The organism is Parasphingorhabdus litoris DSM 22379, from assembly GCF_020906275.1.
GTDB classification, from domain to species: domain Bacteria; phylum Pseudomonadota; class Alphaproteobacteria; order Sphingomonadales; family Sphingomonadaceae; genus Parasphingorhabdus; species Parasphingorhabdus litoris.
In genome coordinates, this window is sequence record NZ_CP086727.1 from 2936595 (window position 1) to 2952344 (window position 15750).

The 15750-nt window shown below is 53.0% G+C and carries 17 protein-coding genes; 11 read left to right on the forward strand and 6 right to left on the reverse strand.

What is annotated here, in order from left to right; all coding sequences use genetic code 11:
- Window positions 1-114: 114 nt before the first annotated feature.
- The 5 genes from BS29_RS14260 (at window position 115) to BS29_RS14280 (ending at window position 3159) form a co-directional block, all read left to right on the forward strand.
- A complete protein-coding gene (locus BS29_RS14260; RefSeq protein ID WP_229954305.1) occupies window positions 115-711 on the forward strand; it encodes a TetR/AcrR family transcriptional regulator in 597 nt (198 codons plus the stop codon).
- A gap of 12 nt (window positions 712-723) precedes the next feature.
- Window positions 724-1020 carry a YciI family protein gene (locus BS29_RS14265; RefSeq protein ID WP_229954306.1) on the forward strand — a complete coding sequence of 99 codons (297 nt, stop codon included), beginning with the start codon at window positions 724-726 and terminating at the stop codon, window positions 1018-1020.
- On the forward strand, window positions 1017-1625 hold the full coding sequence (locus BS29_RS14270; protein WP_229954307.1) for a DNA-3-methyladenine glycosylase I: 609 nt from the start codon (window positions 1017-1019) through the stop codon (window positions 1623-1625). Before BS29_RS14265 ends, BS29_RS14270 begins: the two co-directional genes overlap by 4 nt.
- Window positions 1626-1808: 183 nt before the next feature.
- Window positions 1809-2336, forward strand: a complete 528-nt coding sequence (locus BS29_RS14275) for a sugar O-acetyltransferase (RefSeq protein WP_326838469.1) — start codon at window positions 1809-1811, stop codon at window positions 2334-2336.
- Window positions 2337-2409: 73 nt separating this feature from the next.
- The gene (locus BS29_RS14280; RefSeq protein WP_229954309.1) at window positions 2410-3159 is read left to right on the forward strand and encodes a class I SAM-dependent methyltransferase; all 750 of its coding nucleotides are present in this window, start codon (window positions 2410-2412) and stop codon (window positions 3157-3159) included.
- Window positions 3160-3187: 28 nt separating this feature from the next.
- Here the strand turns inward: BS29_RS14280 and BS29_RS14285 are convergent, their stop codons facing one another.
- A complete protein-coding gene (locus BS29_RS14285) occupies window positions 3188-3865 on the reverse strand; it encodes a nitroreductase (RefSeq protein ID WP_229954310.1) in 678 nt (225 codons plus the stop codon).
- Window positions 3866-4029: 164 nt separating this feature from the next.
- Complete coding sequence (locus tag BS29_RS14290) at window positions 4030-4407, reverse strand: DUF1304 domain-containing protein (protein WP_229954311.1); 378 nt, start codon at window positions 4405-4407, stop codon at window positions 4030-4032.
- Window positions 4408-4729: 322 nt separating this feature from the next.
- Between BS29_RS14290 and BS29_RS14295 the strand changes: the two genes are divergently transcribed.
- Entirely contained in the window at window positions 4730-6076 is a 1347-nt protein-coding gene (locus BS29_RS14295; protein ID WP_229954312.1) for an MFS transporter, read from the forward strand.
- Here the strand turns inward: BS29_RS14295 and BS29_RS14300 are convergent.
- On the reverse strand, window positions 6073-7140 hold the full coding sequence (locus BS29_RS14300) for an AI-2E family transporter (protein ID WP_229954313.1): 1068 nt from the start codon (window positions 7138-7140) through the stop codon (window positions 6073-6075). The genes BS29_RS14295 and BS29_RS14300 overlap by 4 nt on opposite strands.
- A 218-nt stretch (window positions 7141-7358) precedes the next feature.
- Here BS29_RS14300 and gmk point away from each other — a divergent pair, with 218 nt between their 5' ends.
- Complete coding sequence (gene gmk, locus BS29_RS14305; RefSeq protein ID WP_229954314.1) at window positions 7359-8024, forward strand: guanylate kinase; 666 nt, start codon at window positions 7359-7361, stop codon at window positions 8022-8024.
- 7 nt (window positions 8025-8031) lie between these two features.
- On the opposite strand, the gene BS29_RS14310 is transcribed toward gmk, so the two are convergent.
- Window positions 8032-8691 carry a hypothetical protein gene (locus tag BS29_RS14310; protein ID WP_229954315.1) on the reverse strand — a complete coding sequence of 220 codons (660 nt, stop codon included), beginning with the start codon at window positions 8689-8691 and terminating at the stop codon, window positions 8032-8034.
- Between the two features lie 68 nt (window positions 8692-8759).
- Here BS29_RS14310 and BS29_RS14315 point away from each other — a divergent pair, with 68 nt between their 5' ends.
- The 3 genes from BS29_RS14315 (at window position 8760) to BS29_RS14325 (ending at window position 11081) form a co-directional block, all read left to right on the forward strand.
- Window positions 8760-8966, forward strand: a complete 207-nt coding sequence (locus BS29_RS14315; RefSeq protein WP_229954316.1) for a hypothetical protein — start codon at window positions 8760-8762, stop codon at window positions 8964-8966.
- Window positions 8963-10555 (forward strand): sulfatase-like hydrolase/transferase, encoded by a 1593-nt coding sequence (locus tag BS29_RS14320; RefSeq protein WP_229954317.1) that lies wholly within the window; start codon window positions 8963-8965, stop codon window positions 10553-10555. The genes BS29_RS14315 and BS29_RS14320 overlap by 4 nt, the downstream gene beginning before the upstream one ends.
- Window positions 10556-10652: 97 nt before the next feature.
- Window positions 10653-11081 carry a hypothetical protein gene (locus tag BS29_RS14325; protein ID WP_229954318.1) on the forward strand — a complete coding sequence of 143 codons (429 nt, stop codon included), beginning with the start codon at window positions 10653-10655 and terminating at the stop codon, window positions 11079-11081.
- Window positions 11082-11110: 29 nt separating this feature from the next.
- On the opposite strand, the gene BS29_RS14330 is transcribed toward BS29_RS14325, so the two are convergent.
- Both BS29_RS14330 and BS29_RS14335 read right to left on the reverse strand, forming a co-directional pair.
- On the reverse strand, window positions 11111-11503 hold the full coding sequence (locus BS29_RS14330) for a c-type cytochrome (protein WP_229954319.1): 393 nt from the start codon (window positions 11501-11503) through the stop codon (window positions 11111-11113).
- A 135-nt stretch (window positions 11504-11638) separates the two neighbouring features.
- A complete protein-coding gene (locus BS29_RS14335; protein ID WP_229954320.1) occupies window positions 11639-12709 on the reverse strand; it encodes an MBL fold metallo-hydrolase in 1071 nt (356 codons plus the stop codon).
- Between the two features lie 101 nt (window positions 12710-12810).
- Between BS29_RS14335 and uvrA the strand changes: the two genes are divergently transcribed.
- On the forward strand, window positions 12811-15705 hold the full coding sequence (gene uvrA / locus BS29_RS14340; RefSeq protein WP_229954321.1) for an excinuclease ABC subunit UvrA: 2895 nt from the start codon (window positions 12811-12813) through the stop codon (window positions 15703-15705).
- Window positions 15706-15750: the final 45 nt, after the last annotated feature.

Below are 15750 nucleotides of genomic sequence, written 5' to 3' on the forward strand. Positions count from 1 at the left end.
ATTGAATGAATTCAAAGCGCCTTCGGATGAGCGGCAAGGAGTTTATCGATAGAACTTTCTTGCGGCTGCATTGCTCGAATGCTTGCGTTCCGATGCCAGCGTGCGCGCACATTAATGGGATGGAATATGAATAGCTCTAAAACGCGAGAAAAAATCGTCGCTGCAGCAGACAGGCTCTATTATGAGCGCGGATTCGAGGCCACGTCTTTCACCGATGTGGCGGAAGTTGTGGGCATCTCACGTGGAAATTTTTATTATCACTTCAAGACCAAAGACGAGATGCTGGATGCGGTGATTGAGCGCCGTATTCTGGAAAGAGGCGCAATGTTGGATGGCTGGATAGATGCTGGGCAATCCCCAAAGCAGTGCGTTGCCAGCTTCATTAAAATCTTGCTCATGAACAACCAAAAGGTCCGGTCTTATGGATGCCCTGTGGGAACGTTATTTTCCGAACTGTCTAAATTAAATCATCCGGGCGAATCTGGTGCTCGTGAACTGTATGACCTTTTTCGCATCTGGCTGAAGCGGCGTTTCGAAGCGATGGGAAAAAGCGATAATGCAGATAGTCTGGCTATGCATCTCCTGGCACAAAGCCAGGGTGTTGCTGCTCTCGCAAATGCCTATCCGAACGAACCATTTTTGGAACAGGAAGTCCAACAAATGCTGGCTTGGCTGGATGCAGTTGCCGACGAAGCACAAATCAGGACATAGGAGGACGAAACAATGTTCATCATCACTCTTAATCTCACCGAGAAAAAGGACAAAGCCGGACAATTTATGGCTGCCCATAATGAATGGATCGCACAAGGGTTCGCGGAGCGTGCATTTCTCTTGGTGGGTAGCCTCAAGCCACAAAATGGGGGAGCAATCATCGCAGTTGCAAATGACAGACTTCAAGTTGAAGCACGGGTCGCCGCCGATCCTCTCGTCCGCGAAGGCATCGCTGTACCGCATATTCAAGAAATTGCACCCGCACGGACCGATTCCAGGCTTTCGTTTCTTCAAGATTCTGCGGCATGAGCGACGTGTTTGTCGGCCCTGACGGTGACCCCCGCTGTCGGTGGTGCGGTTCGGCCCCAGAATTTCTGGAATATCACGACCGCGAGTGGGGATTTCCGGTCGACGACGACACGCGATTATTTGAAAAGCTCTGCCTAGAGAGCTTCCAATCAGGATTGAGCTGGCGCACAATTCTTAACAAACGAGAGGATTTTCGGAAAGCATTCCACAGATTTGATTTCAATATAGTGGCGCAATACGGGAAAAACGATGTGGATCGATTGTTGGCTGATGCGAGAATCGTGCGGCACCCAGGGAAGATATCTGCGGTGATCAACAATGCAGCTCGTGCAGTGGAAATGGTCAAAGCAGAAGGCTCGCTTGCTGCCTTTTTCTGGCGATTTGAGCCTGATCCCGATGAGCTTGGCCCGCCACAATCTCAGTCGACCTGCAAAAGTTCTGTAAAACTTGCTCGTGAGCTGAAAGAACGTGGTTGGAAGTTTCTTGGGCCAACAACCGTTTACGCGTTCATGCAGGCCATGGGTCTCATCAATGATCACAGTGAAGCGTGTAAATTGAGAGCCGAGGTCGAGAGGGCAAAGAATAATTTCACACGCCCCAACTAAGTGCGAACAAAATTTTCTGGTCTCCCGTGTTAAAGATTGAAAATCTCGGACATAAACAACATGAGCATCACAACATGTTTTCGATAGATTTTGACCATCAAAGTTATGAATATGACCGACCACAATATTGTATTTAGGCGATAATTGGCTGAGACCTGAAAGATGCGAACTGAAAAAGAAAAAATGCAAAGTGGTGATCTTTATGATCCCGGCGATCCAGGTCTTCGTGCTGACAGGGCTAGCGCGCAACAGTTCTTGAGGGCTTACAATCGAACAACCGCAGAAGATCATGATATCCGGCGCCCGTTGCTATCGGAACATTTGGGCGCCATCGGTAAGCGCGCAACCATACGCGCACCATTCTACGTAGATTATGGATATAATATATTCATTGGGGATAATGTTTTCTTGAACTTTGGTTGCGTTCTGCTCGACGTTTGCAAAATTGAGATCGGGACGCACACGCAAATCGGGCCTGGTGTGCAAATCTATACTGCTGATCACCCACGCGACTCTGAAGAACGCCGTGCTGGGATTGAGTTCGGAAAACCCATCTCGATTGGCAGCAATGTATGGATAGGTGGACATGCAATCATTTTGCCCGGTGTGTCCATTGGTAATGATTCAATCATCGGCGCCGGAAGTGTCATAACGCGTGATGTTGTGGAAGGAACAAGCGTTGCTGGCAATCCGGCGCGGATTATTCGCTGAAACATACATTTGCCCCCTGCCCTCACAACATACCGAACTGGCACAATGCAGCATCCCCCGTTAAACCGTCGTCATGGATCCGCTTTATGACAAAATAGGTGTTGGTTACGCAAAGCTGCGTCAGCCCGATGCGCGCATCGCGGACGCAATTCACAGCGCCTTGGGTGACGCGCAAACTGTTTTGAATGTCGGGGCAGGTGCCGGTTCTTATGAACCGACCGACCGAAGCGTCACCGCGCTGGAGCCGTCTCTCGAAATGATTGGTCAGCGGCCTGCTGGCGCAGCAAAAGCCTATCAGGGTGTTGCCGAAAATCTGCCATTTGATGATCGGCAATTTGATGCTGCCATGGCTGTCCTGACCGTTCATCACTGGTCTGATCTTCGGGCCGGACTGCGTGAAATGCGCCGCGTCGCGAGGCGGCGCGCGGTAATCCTGACTTTTGACCCGGATGCCGCCTATTTCTGGCTCGCCGATTATATCCCTGACATTATCACGCTGGATCAGCCGATAATGCCGAAACTCGATGCGTTTGACGAGGCCTTCGGACAGGTGACTGTGGAAGCCGTTCCGATTCCGCATGATTGTACGGATGGCTTTCTTGGCGCCTATTGGCAGCGTCCGCGCGCCTATCTGGATCCGGCCGTGCGATCGGCAATCTCAACCTTTGCAAAGCTCGATGATATTTCGAATGCGCTCAATCGGCTCGAGCAGGATTTGGACTCTGGTCGGTGGGTGGAGCTCTATGGCGATCTTATGGACAAGGATTATCTGGATATCGGATATCGCCTGATCATTGCCGATTTCTCAAAGACAGAAGCATAACGAGTGAAGGCAGCTGATCACGATCAGCCTAGCTGTCAAATCCAACAAATACGGACGCCTCTTCAATAGGCTTTCGCGTTGAAATCACTGAATTGGCCGGGAAGCTTTCATCCGGCCAACCCAGCGCAATACTTTTCATGATAACCTGATCCTCGGCGATACCGGCATGTTCTCTCACCACTGGTGATTGCATGATTCCCTGGCTGTTAATGACCGTACCGAGCCCACGCGACCATGCCGCGTTGACCAGTGCCGTCGCCACCGCGCCGCAGTCAAAAGGCGTATCGTCACTGCCATCCAGAACACGGTCATAGGTAATGATCACGCATACAGGCGCGTCAAATTGCCGAAAGCCCCGCATGACCCAGTCCTGCCGCGCGTCCTTGTCATCCCGCTCGATCTTCATCGCGGAAAATAATTGTTTGGCAACGCCGATTTGCCGGTCACGATGTTGGCCCGCAAAGGCCTCTCCGGTTCTGAATTCACGCGACTGCGGTACACCGGCCAGCATCCGTTCGGTATTGCCGCTGCGAATTTTTTCCAGCGGCTCGCCTGTTATCACATAGAAATTCCACGGCTGCGTATTCATCGAAGACGGCGCACGCATCGCCAATCCAATGATTTCCTCGATCAATTCCCGGGGAACGGGATCCGGCTTATATCCACGGATGCTCCGGCGACCAAGAATAACATCATCATATTGCATAGGGTTCTCCGTGAAATTCAATCTCGGCTGGCTAGCGTATTAGCATCTATGAGAAAACCCCAATTTCATCGCAGCGCACATGCTCGTCGCCGACATCCCCTTTTGCGCCCAGGGCGGGCATTAAGATCGGAGAATTGACGTCCGTCAGCTAGAAAGGTTTAGGCCTAGCGCTTGTTTTTTCCGGTCAGAAAGAGCAGCGCCATTGCAATTGCCGCCGGTAGCGTTTGGACCAGCGCAATGCGAGGCGACACCGTTATCGCTCCAAAAATCCCGGCTGTAGCAACAAACAACAAAAAGCATGTCGATACCCGCCTTTGCCATTTTGCATCGCGAATGAACAAAGACCAAAAGAGACCCACCGCCAGAAACGCGTTGTAGATTCCTTGATTGGCGGCAAGGGCCTTGGTTTGTTCAAACAGGTCTGGCGGAAAATTGGAAAAAACACGCGGTCCCACACTGGTCCAAGCGAATATTTCAAACCAGGCAATATAGCTATGTAAAACTGCAATTGCGCCAATGGCGATTGCTGCCAGTTTCGACATGATAATCCTCCGCCTCTAATGGCGTTACCATAATGCCTCTAGGAGAATGCACAATGGTTGCTTTGTCGTTCAAAGCGGGCGCTGCAACCGGCACTGAACGCCGGTGGCAACCCTCGCAAACAACATTATTTCCAACATCCGCAATAAATAATCCAACATCCGCGAACGCCCCTTCAAATGACTATGTAAACATTGTGAACTTCGCCGGAAATCTGCGGTGTGCGTCACTTCTCTCTTGCTGCGTTCAACAGACTGCCACCCTCGCCACAAACCGCTTTCCTACTGACCACCAGTCCTGCTAACACAGGTGTCAGGAGAAGAGATGACGCAAGAAGAGGCTTTGGCAGCGACGCAGGCCAGCGATCAGGAACACGCGTTATCGGGTGATGCTCCCAGCCGTAAATTTTACGGCTGGAACAATGCTGGGCTATTGTTCTTCATTCAGTTTGCCGCCTCTGGTTTCGTCTATTTCGCCTATGCCGCAATTTTTCCCGCCATGGTCGAGGCGATGAACTGGAACCGCGGCGATGCGTCGATTGCGCATAGTCTCAGTTTCTTGGTCTTGGGACTCAGCTATCCGCTAACCGCCTGGATGATCGGGAAACGGGGCGTTCGGTTTACGTTAACCGTTGGATTGGTGTTGATGCTCACCAGTCTCTTGATGACCGCCTTTTTTGTGACTCAAGTCTGGCATTGGATCCTTTTTTGGGGACTGTTCATGGGCGCGGCGAACGCACTGGCTGGCCCGCTATGTGGCCAAACCGTGATTATCAACTGGTTCAACGCCAAACGTGCGACAGTCTTGGGAATTATTCTCACCGGTAGTGCGGTCGGCGGCTTTTTTGCGCAACCTGTTCTCATCAGGGTAATGGAAATATTTGGTAGCTGGCAATCAGGATGGCTAGTGAGCGCCGTGGCGGTCATTGTCGCCTTGCTGCTGACCCAGTTCATCGTGAATCGACCTGGCGATATCGGACAGCATCCTGATAATTTTGATCCGCTCGCAAGCCGTGCGGACACCCAAAAGCCCGCACCCAAACCACGCACCTATCGTAGCGAGCAGAACTGGGCTGTCCGTGAAGTTTTTCAAACCCGCGCAGCCTATTTTATCATTATCATCAACATAACTTATCTGAGTATCGGCATATTTCTTCTGACGCACGGAGCGCTTTATCTGTCTGATATCGGTGTCTCAAAGTTCCAGACCGCTTCGATTGTCAGTACCTTTATATTGGGCAGCGGGCTTGGCCGTATTCCAGCGGGATGGTTGGGCGACCGTTTCGAATTACGCTGGCTGATGGCGGCGATGATGGCAGCAAAGCTGTTGACCTTCGTCATGTTATGGGCACTTACCAGTCTGATCTGGCTTGGCTTTGCGGCTTTCTTATTGGGATTATGCTATGGTGGATTCTTCGCTCTGTCGGGTGCCCTGACCAGCAATTTTTTCGGGCAGGAAAGCTTTGCCAAAATCAACTCCGTCTTTGCGCCATTGCTGTTGCCATTCGTAGCGACGGCTCCAGCGGGGGCGGGCTATATTTTTGATATTTATGGCAGCTATGACCTCGCCTTTTTAATCGGCTCAATCCTGCTCGGCCTTTCGCTGGCAGCGGCGATTTGCCTAGTGCCGCCGCAACATGATTCAGTACATGGAAAGGGTGATCGCGGCTAGACTTTGCCGTCGCTCGACAACAAGGCGGCGATCGGTTTGGTGCCTTTGCGACCCGCCAATATGATCATCAATATGGTCGTGAACGGAACCGCCAAAATCGCGCCTGGAATGCCCCACAAAGTGCTCCACACCGACAAGGCGACGAGCACGACCATCGGGCTGAGATTAACCGACTTGCTGAGCATGCGCGGTTCAACGATGTTGCCAATGATCACCTGTGCACCCGTCATCAGGCCGGTAGCGATTAACGGCACGGTCAGCGTCCCAAATTGCGCCACGGCGAAAAGCGCCGGAAAGGCCACACCGACAATCGAACCGATATAGGGGATATAGTTGAGCAATCCGATAATGATCGCCCACAGCGCAGCATATTCGATGCCCAGCGCCACCATGATGACCCAGCAAATCACACCCAACATGATATTGATCAACGTCTTGGTCGCCAGATAGCTGCCGATATCATGGTTGATCCGGGCAATCATGTTCATCGTGTCCTTGGACTCACTGGCGCTACCAAAGGCGCGCTGCACCTTGGCCGGAAAGCCGGTAATTTCGCTCAGCATGAAAGAAGCATAAAGTATCGTGATGAATACAAAGCCGCCAAAACTGGTCAGCGAGGACAGCACAGACTGCGCCAGTGCGGCAATGTCAACTTCTGTGAGCAACTTGGTCGCAAATTCACTGACGGCCTTGACCACCGCATCACTACCGCGATCGAACATCAGGCCCGGAGATGCCATCATGTCGCCAACGTCCGTATCCAGCGCTGCCGTTTCTTGTGGCGCAGGAAACCAGGCCGCGAAAAGATTCTCAAGATTGGTCTGATAAGTTGGCAGCGATGGCACCAGCGTCTGCAAACTTGCGACCAACATTCGGGTCATCGCAAATAAAAGCAACACCACCCCGAATAAGGCGAGCGTTGCACGCACCCACATCGGCGAGCGGCCCAGCCCGGGAATGCGGGCCACGGCGGCGCTGGCGGCATAAAGAATTTGCAGCAGGATGATCGCCGTGACGATCGGCAGGATGATGTCTTTGCCGACATAGAATAGCCAGCCGATCATGATCGTTATTCCGACCGAGAAAAAAATCGTGCTTACGCGGCCTTGCAACATGGTCTTTAATCAACATCCTCTTTGGCGGCGTAGAGCCCTTGCAAACGTCTGATAAACATAAAATTCCGGCCTGTCATCACATCAGTTTTGCAGCTGGCCCTGTAACATCTGCCGGCAATCGCGACTAGCATCTTGACGACGCGCACCCTTCTCGGCCAATAGCCGCTATGGCCGACGATATTTCTTCCCTTCCGCATGACGAACTCAGCCGCCGCGGGCTTCTGTTTGTCCTTTCCTCTCCCTCTGGTGCCGGCAAATCTACGCTCGCACGGATGCTGCTGGAAGCGGATGACCAGATCGCGATGTCCGTGTCTGTCACCACCCGGCCCCAACGCCCGGGCGAAGAAGAGGGCAAGGACTATTATTTCGTCAGCGGCGAGGAATTTGAAGAAATGGTCGCTGATAACGCGTTTCTTGAATATGCGACCGTGTTCGGCAATCGCTACGCCACACCCGCCGCGCCGGTTCAGAAAAATCTCGAAGATGGACAAGATGTGCTGTTCGACATTGACTGGCAAGGCACGCAACAGCTTTATCAGCGTGGCGGCGAGGATGTCGTTCGCATCTTCATCCTGCCCCCTTCCCTCGCTGAGCTGCGCGAACGGCTAGAGGCGCGCGCCACCGACAGTAACGATATCATCGACAACCGCATGCAGCGCGCCGCCAGCGAGATCAGCCATTGGGATGGCTATGACTATGTCCTGATCAACGATAATCTTGAAGCTTGCTTTGCCAAGGTCCAGACGATCCTGGCCACCGAGCGCATGCGCCGGTCGCGGCAAACGGGGCTGATTGGTTTTGTCCGGGATCTGGTTGCGCAAGAGCGGAGCTAAACTCCGGCTATTTTTCAGCTTGCTTGACGTAGAGTCCGTCAAAAACAGTGGTCCAATTCTTTCCACCGTCTTTTGAGCTTTGCCAGTGCTGGCGGACGCTTGTGACCTCTGTGCCATCCCTGCTCGGGGTCCAAGTAACGCGGTTGATGGGGGAACCTTGGATATAGCCCGGCCAATTGGCGTTGCTGAGCACCATCTCACCCTTTGCGTTGAGGCCGCCTGCGACAAATAAGGCCGTGCCATCCACGCCCATCCATGTCTGGTGCCAGATCTTGCGCTGGGCATCATAAAAACTCATGCTCATGCCCGTATATCCGCCTTTGGTCTTATATTCCTCACGTATCACACAGCCGCCATGTTGGCTGCTGATGCGATTGACACCAGATGGCGCTGTTTGGCCTGCCGGCGTTACATCCCATGTGCCGATCCAAAAATCAAAGGCCCGGTGATCCGCAGTGGCGCAAGGTGGTGGCGGTTTTTTGGGGGCTGAAGCAGCCGGTGCAGCTTGCTCAGCTGACTGGGCAAAAACAGGGGGTGATACCAACAACGCCGCAAACAAAGCGTAGATTAGGGGTAGGACGCTTTGGGTATTGGGCCGGGAAAAGGAGCTTGCCCATGCGGAGGACAAAAATTCCCGAGATACCAAATTGCGAACCACGTATGTCATGTGGCACCACCCCCCTTGTCATTTAAGCCGCGTGGCGATCCCAATGCGTAACCAAACAGGACCACAATGTGGCTCTTGAACACAATATGTCGGACGGCACTAAGTCCCGAGCCGCTTTCGACGAAAAGGTGACCGGCTTCGACGATCGTTACTCAGCTTTTGACCAAAACGGCCAGAAACCGGGGCGAACCAGCACAGGTCACCGTTTCTTAAAGGCTTTATGCCATATTCTATGGCTGATTTACCAGCTTTCTGATGTGAGAAGCAGCGCGTGACCAACAGCTCCTTTGGCAGCACAACCCGTAAATGGCCGATTGGCCGGCTTCTGGCCGGTTTCCTGCTGTTCAGTGCGGCCTATGCTTTGGCCAACCAACTGCCGCTCACACATGCTATACTCTATCGTGCTGCAGCCTTTGACTATAGCAGCGCCAGTCTCGCGGCATTGTCTTTTGCCATACAGGCATCCTTGCTATTTGCCGCAGTCATCTGGCTTTCCCGTCGGTGGTTTTTCATCGCCTTGATCCTGGTTACGCTCTCGGCTGGCGTGAATCTTGTTTATGGCCAGATTGTTGGCGACACGCTGGATGTTCAGAAAGCCGGTTGGCTTTTGACCGAAGCCAGACAAGCGGGCGAAGCGGCGAGCGAATTTGCAGGGCCTTTTGCGCTGGCGATGGGCAAGCTATTGCTCGTTCTGGTGCTGCTAGTTCTGGCCAGACACCTTTTGCACCGGCCCGTTCGTCAATGGATCAGAAGCAAACGACCGGAGGGCATATCCGTAGCTATGCTGGTTCTGCTGGCACTGCCCTCGCTGACTTGGTCATGGCTGGGTCTTCATCCGCTGGGTGCCGAGCGCAATGTCTATAATTATGCAGCGGCCCTTTTGTTCGCTGATCCTCCGCCCCAGCGGGCGGAAGTCACCGCTGTGCCAAAGGCCGATCCGGCCATCCGCAAGATCATCTGGCTGGTAGATGAAAGCGTATCTTACGACGCCTTTGACACGATCATTGCGCCGCAATTATCTGGCCGCGCAGCTATCGACTTTGGCGAAACCGCCGCCATGGGTCATTGCAGCACGCCATCCAATGTCGCCCTACGCTCTGGCGTGGCGGTGCGTACCGTCAATGAAACCACTGACCTGCGACGGACGGCTTCTATCTGGGGTTATGCCGCCAAAGCGGGCTATTCAACCATCATGATTGACGGTCAGGTCACCGGTCCACCGCAAAATCTATTATTGCCGCCGGAAAAGGCGTTGATCGATCGCTATGAAAACGCGGCTGACGGCCTGAAAACTGATCTTAAGATCGCCCGCGCGCTTAACGCTGATCTCAAAAATGACGGAAAGCAGTTTGTCTACGCCCTTCTCCGCGGGGTTCATTTCCAATATCGCGATCATTATCCCAAAGGCGCCCTGCCGCCGGAAAGCAGCACACAAGCGCAATATGACAAGGCGATTTCTTATTCGAAGCAGGGATTTTTCGAGGCTTTGCTCGACGGTGTAGATCGCTCCAAGGTCGCCATTTTCTATACATCGGACCATGGCCAGAATATCGCGGACGGCGTCACACCGCATTGCAGCGGCCAGCCCGTTCCGGCCGAATTTGCGGTGCCACTGGTGGCTTTGCTGCCACCGGGCATCGAACAGGATTATGCCGCAGCCGCAAATGGCGGCCGCAGCCTCAGCCAGCTATTCCCGACCACATTGTCCCTCATGGGATATGATGCGGCCTATGCGGAGGAGAATTACGACAATATCCTCACAGCACCGACGGCGCGCTATGTATGGTTCGGCCGCGGCGTCGTGCCGGTAGCGGATGGCGGTGTGATTGATGTGCAAAGCGGTGAGAGTTTTCCTGCGCGTTGAAAGCCGATCAAATCATCGCCATTGGACTCAAACCGGCCATGAATATTGTCTCTAGAACCGATATGTTCCATATCGATCATGACGACATGAAGCGACAATGGACAAGGGCGGCATGCCCGCTTTTATAATAGCGGAAGGAGAATGGGCATTGACCAACTATTTCTATGCTCTGGCAGCGATCATTTCTGCAATCTGGTTTGCCGTGCATGTGTTTATTGGCGGACGCGAAATTGCACAGCCACTACGACAATCAATTGAACTAGATCCGTTGGTACGCGATGTCCAATATCTCTGTTGGCATTTTACAACCGTTTCGATTGCCGCAATATCTCTATTCTTTGTTCTTGCATTTTTTTTGGAACAACAACCTTATGCCGTCGCCGGAACCATTATGGCCGCCGGCTTTACGCTCACAGGTATCGGGCTGGTTGCCGCTATTCGCCAGAGCCATCGCAAAGCTCCTCAAGGCTGGTTATTTGCCCCCATTACCTTGCTTGGATTGTGGGGATTATTAATGGGTGGATAGGCGCCGGAAAACCATATCCCAAATCCCGTTTATTGGATCGGTGGTTTATAATCGGCGCTTTGCAATGTCAGTATATAGGCCGCAAGAGCATCAATGTCAGTGCTTTCAATATCAAAGTCCATCAGATCCGGGTAGTTGTGGGAATCGCTAAGCCAGGTCGTCAGCGTTTCATCTGTCAGGCCTTCGGTATTGGCAATGGCATGAAAGGGGGGCGCTTGCTCATTGGATGATATCTGCCCGTCCTCCACAGCATGGCATGCGGCACAATGGGCCTGAGCAATTGTCAGGCCCTGTATCGGATCGCTATTTCCTGATGCTGTGGCCTCGCCCAAGCCATTGTCAGATATATTCTGACCGGTTGGTACCGCAGCACAGCCAAGCATCGCAAGTGGCAGAAAAATACCCAAAACAAATATACGCATGAATGAGAGTCCTATTAGTTAACCTATGGATCCCCACCCAGTAGTCACTCGACCATATTATAGATTTTCACTACGCCAGTTAAAGTGAAAAATATCCCGTGGAACTGTTGCGCAGTTACGCAATGCCGTCGTAATTCAACGGGAACTTCGATTTTTCTCCTCACCCAGTTCTGCAGCAACAGCCCTGATGTTTAATGAAGCTAGGGGTGGAATTTCAGCCACTATCGGATAATCGGGATAGAGTGCGTCAAGCTCGTTTTCTATCTCTGACACCTCTGCATCAGACAATATATCGTCTTGCAGCTTATCAGCTACCAGACGGCGAATATCTTCTAGCCACGCCTTCTGTCCAGAAAGCAGTGCATCAAATGATCCTTTTGCGCCGTGCCCAGGAAAGATGGTAGGCTCGCTATCATTATAGCTCGCCAACACACGCTCAAGTTGATCGAGCCATGCGCCTGAACGACCTTCCAACAAGAAACCTGTCATCTTATTTGCGACTAGGTCCGAAACAAACAAAGCATTTTCTTTTGGCGCATATAGCATCGTCATTGTTTCAGATTCACCCTGTCCAATTTCATCAACAACCAACTCCAGTGATCCGAACTGTAATATGTCGCCATCATTGAAAACCTTGGTTGGAACAGCAAACATCTCAGGAGAATCATTTGGTACAGCTTCTCGCGTGGCGGCTTGATAGCCGTTGGAATCAGTTTTCATCACTTCGGTTGTCTCAGCGCTGGCGTAGACGGCTGCTTCCGGAAAAGCTTCCACAATTGCTGCAAGCCCTCCAAAATGGTCTGGGTGAGGATGGGTAAGGATTATCCCCTCTAACGGCTTACCCGTCTGCCTGATAGCCGTAACAACTTCTTTGCCTGCGGACATAACACGCTGGGCATCAATCAGCACAACCCGATCTCCGGTCTCGATAAGCCAGGAATTGACGGAGGCAAAGCCCGGTCTGGTGAATTGAGAAATCTCAGCTGCTGAGGATGGTTCAGCAACTGGTTCGTTGGAGCAAGCCGCCAAAAGGGCAAGTGTAAAACAGCTGGTAAGCAGATATTTCCGTACGAAAGCCATAATGCCTCCTTGGCAAAGCAGAATCGGATGCCCCCGACTTACAAGATAATAACAGTTTTTCACGGTGGTGACACGATCTTTAATTCTTAAGATCTGTTTGAAACCTAAGCAGATGCTATCTATCACATCCCCATAAACAAACGCACTTGCCAAAAGAACATATATAGAACATAGTACGTCCTTATGACCTGCTGGACTCTCTTCAACATCTTCGGCAAAGCACGCGCATGAGTCTTACCCACATTAAAGTCAAAGGCGCCCGGGAGCATAATCTCAAAGGCGTTGATATCGACCTTCCTCGCGACAAACTGATCGTCATTACCGGCCTTTCCGGTAGTGGTAAGTCGAGCCTCGCGTTCGACACCATCTATGCCGAGGGGCAGCGGCGTTATGTTGAATCGCTCTCCGCCTATGCGCGCCAGTTCCTGGAGATGATGCAAAAGCCCGATGTCGAGCACATCGAAGGCCTCTCCCCCGCCATCTCGATCGAGCAGAAGACGACTTCACGCAATCCGCGTTCGACCGTCGCGACAGTCACCGAGATTTACGATTATATGCGTCTGTTATGGGCGCGGGCTGGTGTGCCTTATTCGCCCGCAACCGGAGAACCGATTACCGCGCAGACTGTCAGCCAGATGGTCGACCGGGTCATGACCTTGCCGGAAAAAACCCGCTTTTACCTGCTCGCGCCGGTCGTGCGCGGACGTAAGGGCGAATATCGCAAGGAACTCGCCGAATGGCAGAAAGCCGGCTTCACTCGTGTGCGTGTCGATGGTGAATTTTACGATATCGAGGAAACACCAAAGCTCGACAAGAAGCTGAAACATGACATTGAGGTGGTTATCGACCGTCTCGTGGTCCGAGACGGCATGGAAACCCGGCTGGCCGACAGCTTCGAAACGGCACTGCGTCTGGCCGACGGTTTGGCCTTTGTCGATCTGGCCGATGGCGTTGTTCCCGGCCGAGAGGAAACCGAAACCGGCACCAAGATGAAAGGCACGGGCCTGCCCGACAATCGCATTGTGTTTTCCGAACGCTTTGCCTGTCCGGTCAGCGGCTTCACGATTGAAGAGATTGCGCCGCGGCTTTTCTCGTTTAACGCGCCGCAAGGCGCCTGCCCCGCTTGTGATGGACTGGGCGAAAAGCTGCATTTCGATACCCAGCTGATCATTCCCAATCCCTCGCTATCGATCAAACAAGGCGCAGTGGTGCCTTGGGCCAAATCCAATCCGCCAAGCCCTTATTATATGCAGGTACTAGGCAGCCTCGCGAAGCATTTTGAATTTTCGCTTGATACACCGTGGCAGGACCTTTCCGAACATCACCGCGATATCATCCTCAACGGCACACAAGGCCTGCCCGTGACGCTGCGCTTTCAGGATGGCCGCAAAAGCTATGAGGTGAAAAAGCCATTCGAGGGGGTGGTTGGCAATCTAACTCGGCGCCTGCTCCAAACGGAAAGCACATGGATGCAGGAAGAGCTGGGCAAGTTCCAAGCAGCGGCTCCCTGCGAAGTCTGTAACGGCGCGCGGCTCAAACCCGAGGCGCTGGCGGTCAAGATTGCCGGCGAGGATATCAGCATCCCGACCCGCCGCAGTGTCGGCGACGCCCTTGCCTTTTTCAATGGTCTTGCCGATCAACTCGACAAGACGCAGCGACAAATTGCCGAACCGATCCTCAAGGAAATTATCGAACGGCTTGGCTTTTTGAACAATGTCGGTCTCGATTATCTCAATCTCGACCGGACCAGTGGTACTTTATCCGGCGGCGAGAGCCAGCGCATCCGCCTCGCGAGCCAAATAGGTTCAGGATTAAGCGGTGTTCTTTACGTCTTGGACGAGCCAAGCATCGGTCTGCATCAGCGTGATAATGACCGATTGCTGACCACGCTCAAGCGGCTGCGCGATCTTGGCAATACCGTAATTGTCGTTGAACATGACGAAGATGCCATAAGAACAGCCGATTATGTCGTGGATATGGGGCCAGGTGCTGGCGTCCATGGCGGCGATGTCGTGGCAGCGGGAACACTTAAGCAGATCTTGAAATCCAAAAAATCGCTGACCGCAGAGTACCTAAATGGTTCGCGCGAGATAGAGGTTCCGGCCAAACGCCGCAAGGGCAATGGCAAGCAGCTCACCGTCCATGGTGCGACCGCGAATAACCTGCAAAATGTCACGGCATCGATCCCGCTCGGCACATTTACCTGCATTACCGGCCTATCCGGTTCGGGCAAATCGTCACTGACGATCGACACGCTCTATGCGGCAGCAGCGCGGACCCTGAATGGCGCGCGCATGATTGCGGGTAAGCATGAAAAGGTCACTGGCCTCGAATATTGCGACAAGGTCATCGACATTGACCAGTCCCCTATTGGCCGGACGCCGCGCTCGAACCCGGCAACTTATACCGGTGCCTTCACCAATATTCGCGACTGGTTTGCTGGTCTACCCGAGGCGCAAGCGCGCGGTTACAAACCGGGGCGCTTTTCTTTCAACGTCAAGGGCGGGCGCTGTGAAGTGTGCCGCGGTGACGGGCTGATCAAGATTGAGATGCACTTCCTGCCCGATGTCTATGTCACCTGCGAGGAATGCGGCGGCAAACGCTATAATCGTGAAACGCTGGAAGTGAAGTTCAAGGGCAAATCCATCGCCGACATACTCGATATGACGGTCGAAGATGCGGTGAGCTTCTTCAAGGCGGTCCCGCCAATTCGTGACAAGATGGCGATGCTCTATGAAGTCGGGCTTGGTTATATCAAGGTCGGGCAACAGGCGACAACCCTGTCTGGCGGTGAGGCCCAGCGGGTCAAGCTCGCCAAGGAATTGTCGAAACGCTCGACCGGACAGACACTCTATATTCTCGATGAGCCGACAACCGGCCTGCATTTCGAGGACGTCCGCAAGCTACTCCAAGTGCTCCACCAACTGGTCGAGCAAGGCAATAGCGTGGTGGTGATCGAGCATAATCTCGACGTCATCAAGACCGCGGACCACATACTCGACCTTGGCCCCGAAGGCGGCGTCCGAGGCGGTGAGATTGTCGCTCAAGGCACGCCGGAGGAAGTGGCCAAGGTCAAAGGCAGCTTCACCGGCGGCTATTTGAAGGACATGCTGTCGAAGTAAATTGACACTGGCTGCATCCGATGCGGACAAATCTCCGTAACTCCT

Coding starts and splice junctions, on each gene's coding strand:
- BS29_RS14310 (WP_229954315.1), bottom strand. CDS start 8,691: ATGACATACGTGGTTCGCAATTTGGTATCTCGGGAATTTTTGTCCTCC.
- BS29_RS14285 (WP_229954310.1), bottom strand. CDS start 3,865: ATGCAATATGATGATGTTATTCTTGGTCGCCGGAGCATCCGTGGATAT.
- BS29_RS14330 (WP_229954319.1), bottom strand. CDS start 11,503: ATGCGTATATTTGTTTTGGGTATTTTTCTGCCACTTGCGATGCTTGGC.
- BS29_RS14290 (WP_229954311.1), bottom strand. CDS start 4,407: ATGTCGAAACTGGCAGCAATCGCCATTGGCGCAATTGCAGTTTTACAT.
- BS29_RS14280 (WP_229954309.1), top strand. CDS start 2,410: ATGGATCCGCTTTATGACAAAATAGGTGTTGGTTACGCAAAGCTGCGT.
- uvrA (WP_229954321.1), top strand. CDS start 12,811: ATGAGTCTTACCCACATTAAAGTCAAAGGCGCCCGGGAGCATAATCTC.
- BS29_RS14260 (WP_229954305.1), top strand. CDS start 115: ATGGGATGGAATATGAATAGCTCTAAAACGCGAGAAAAAATCGTCGCT.
- BS29_RS14325 (WP_229954318.1), top strand. CDS start 10,653: ATGGACAAGGGCGGCATGCCCGCTTTTATAATAGCGGAAGGAGAATGG.
- BS29_RS14270 (WP_229954307.1), top strand. CDS start 1,017: ATGAGCGACGTGTTTGTCGGCCCTGACGGTGACCCCCGCTGTCGGTGG.
- BS29_RS14275 (WP_326838469.1), top strand. CDS start 1,809: ATGCAAAGTGGTGATCTTTATGATCCCGGCGATCCAGGTCTTCGTGCT.
- BS29_RS14295 (WP_229954312.1), top strand. CDS start 4,730: ATGACGCAAGAAGAGGCTTTGGCAGCGACGCAGGCCAGCGATCAGGAA.
- BS29_RS14265 (WP_229954306.1), top strand. CDS start 724: ATGTTCATCATCACTCTTAATCTCACCGAGAAAAAGGACAAAGCCGGA.
- BS29_RS14300 (WP_229954313.1), bottom strand. CDS start 7,140: ATGATCGGCTGGCTATTCTATGTCGGCAAAGACATCATCCTGCCGATC.
- gmk (WP_229954314.1), top strand. CDS start 7,359: ATGGCCGACGATATTTCTTCCCTTCCGCATGACGAACTCAGCCGCCGC.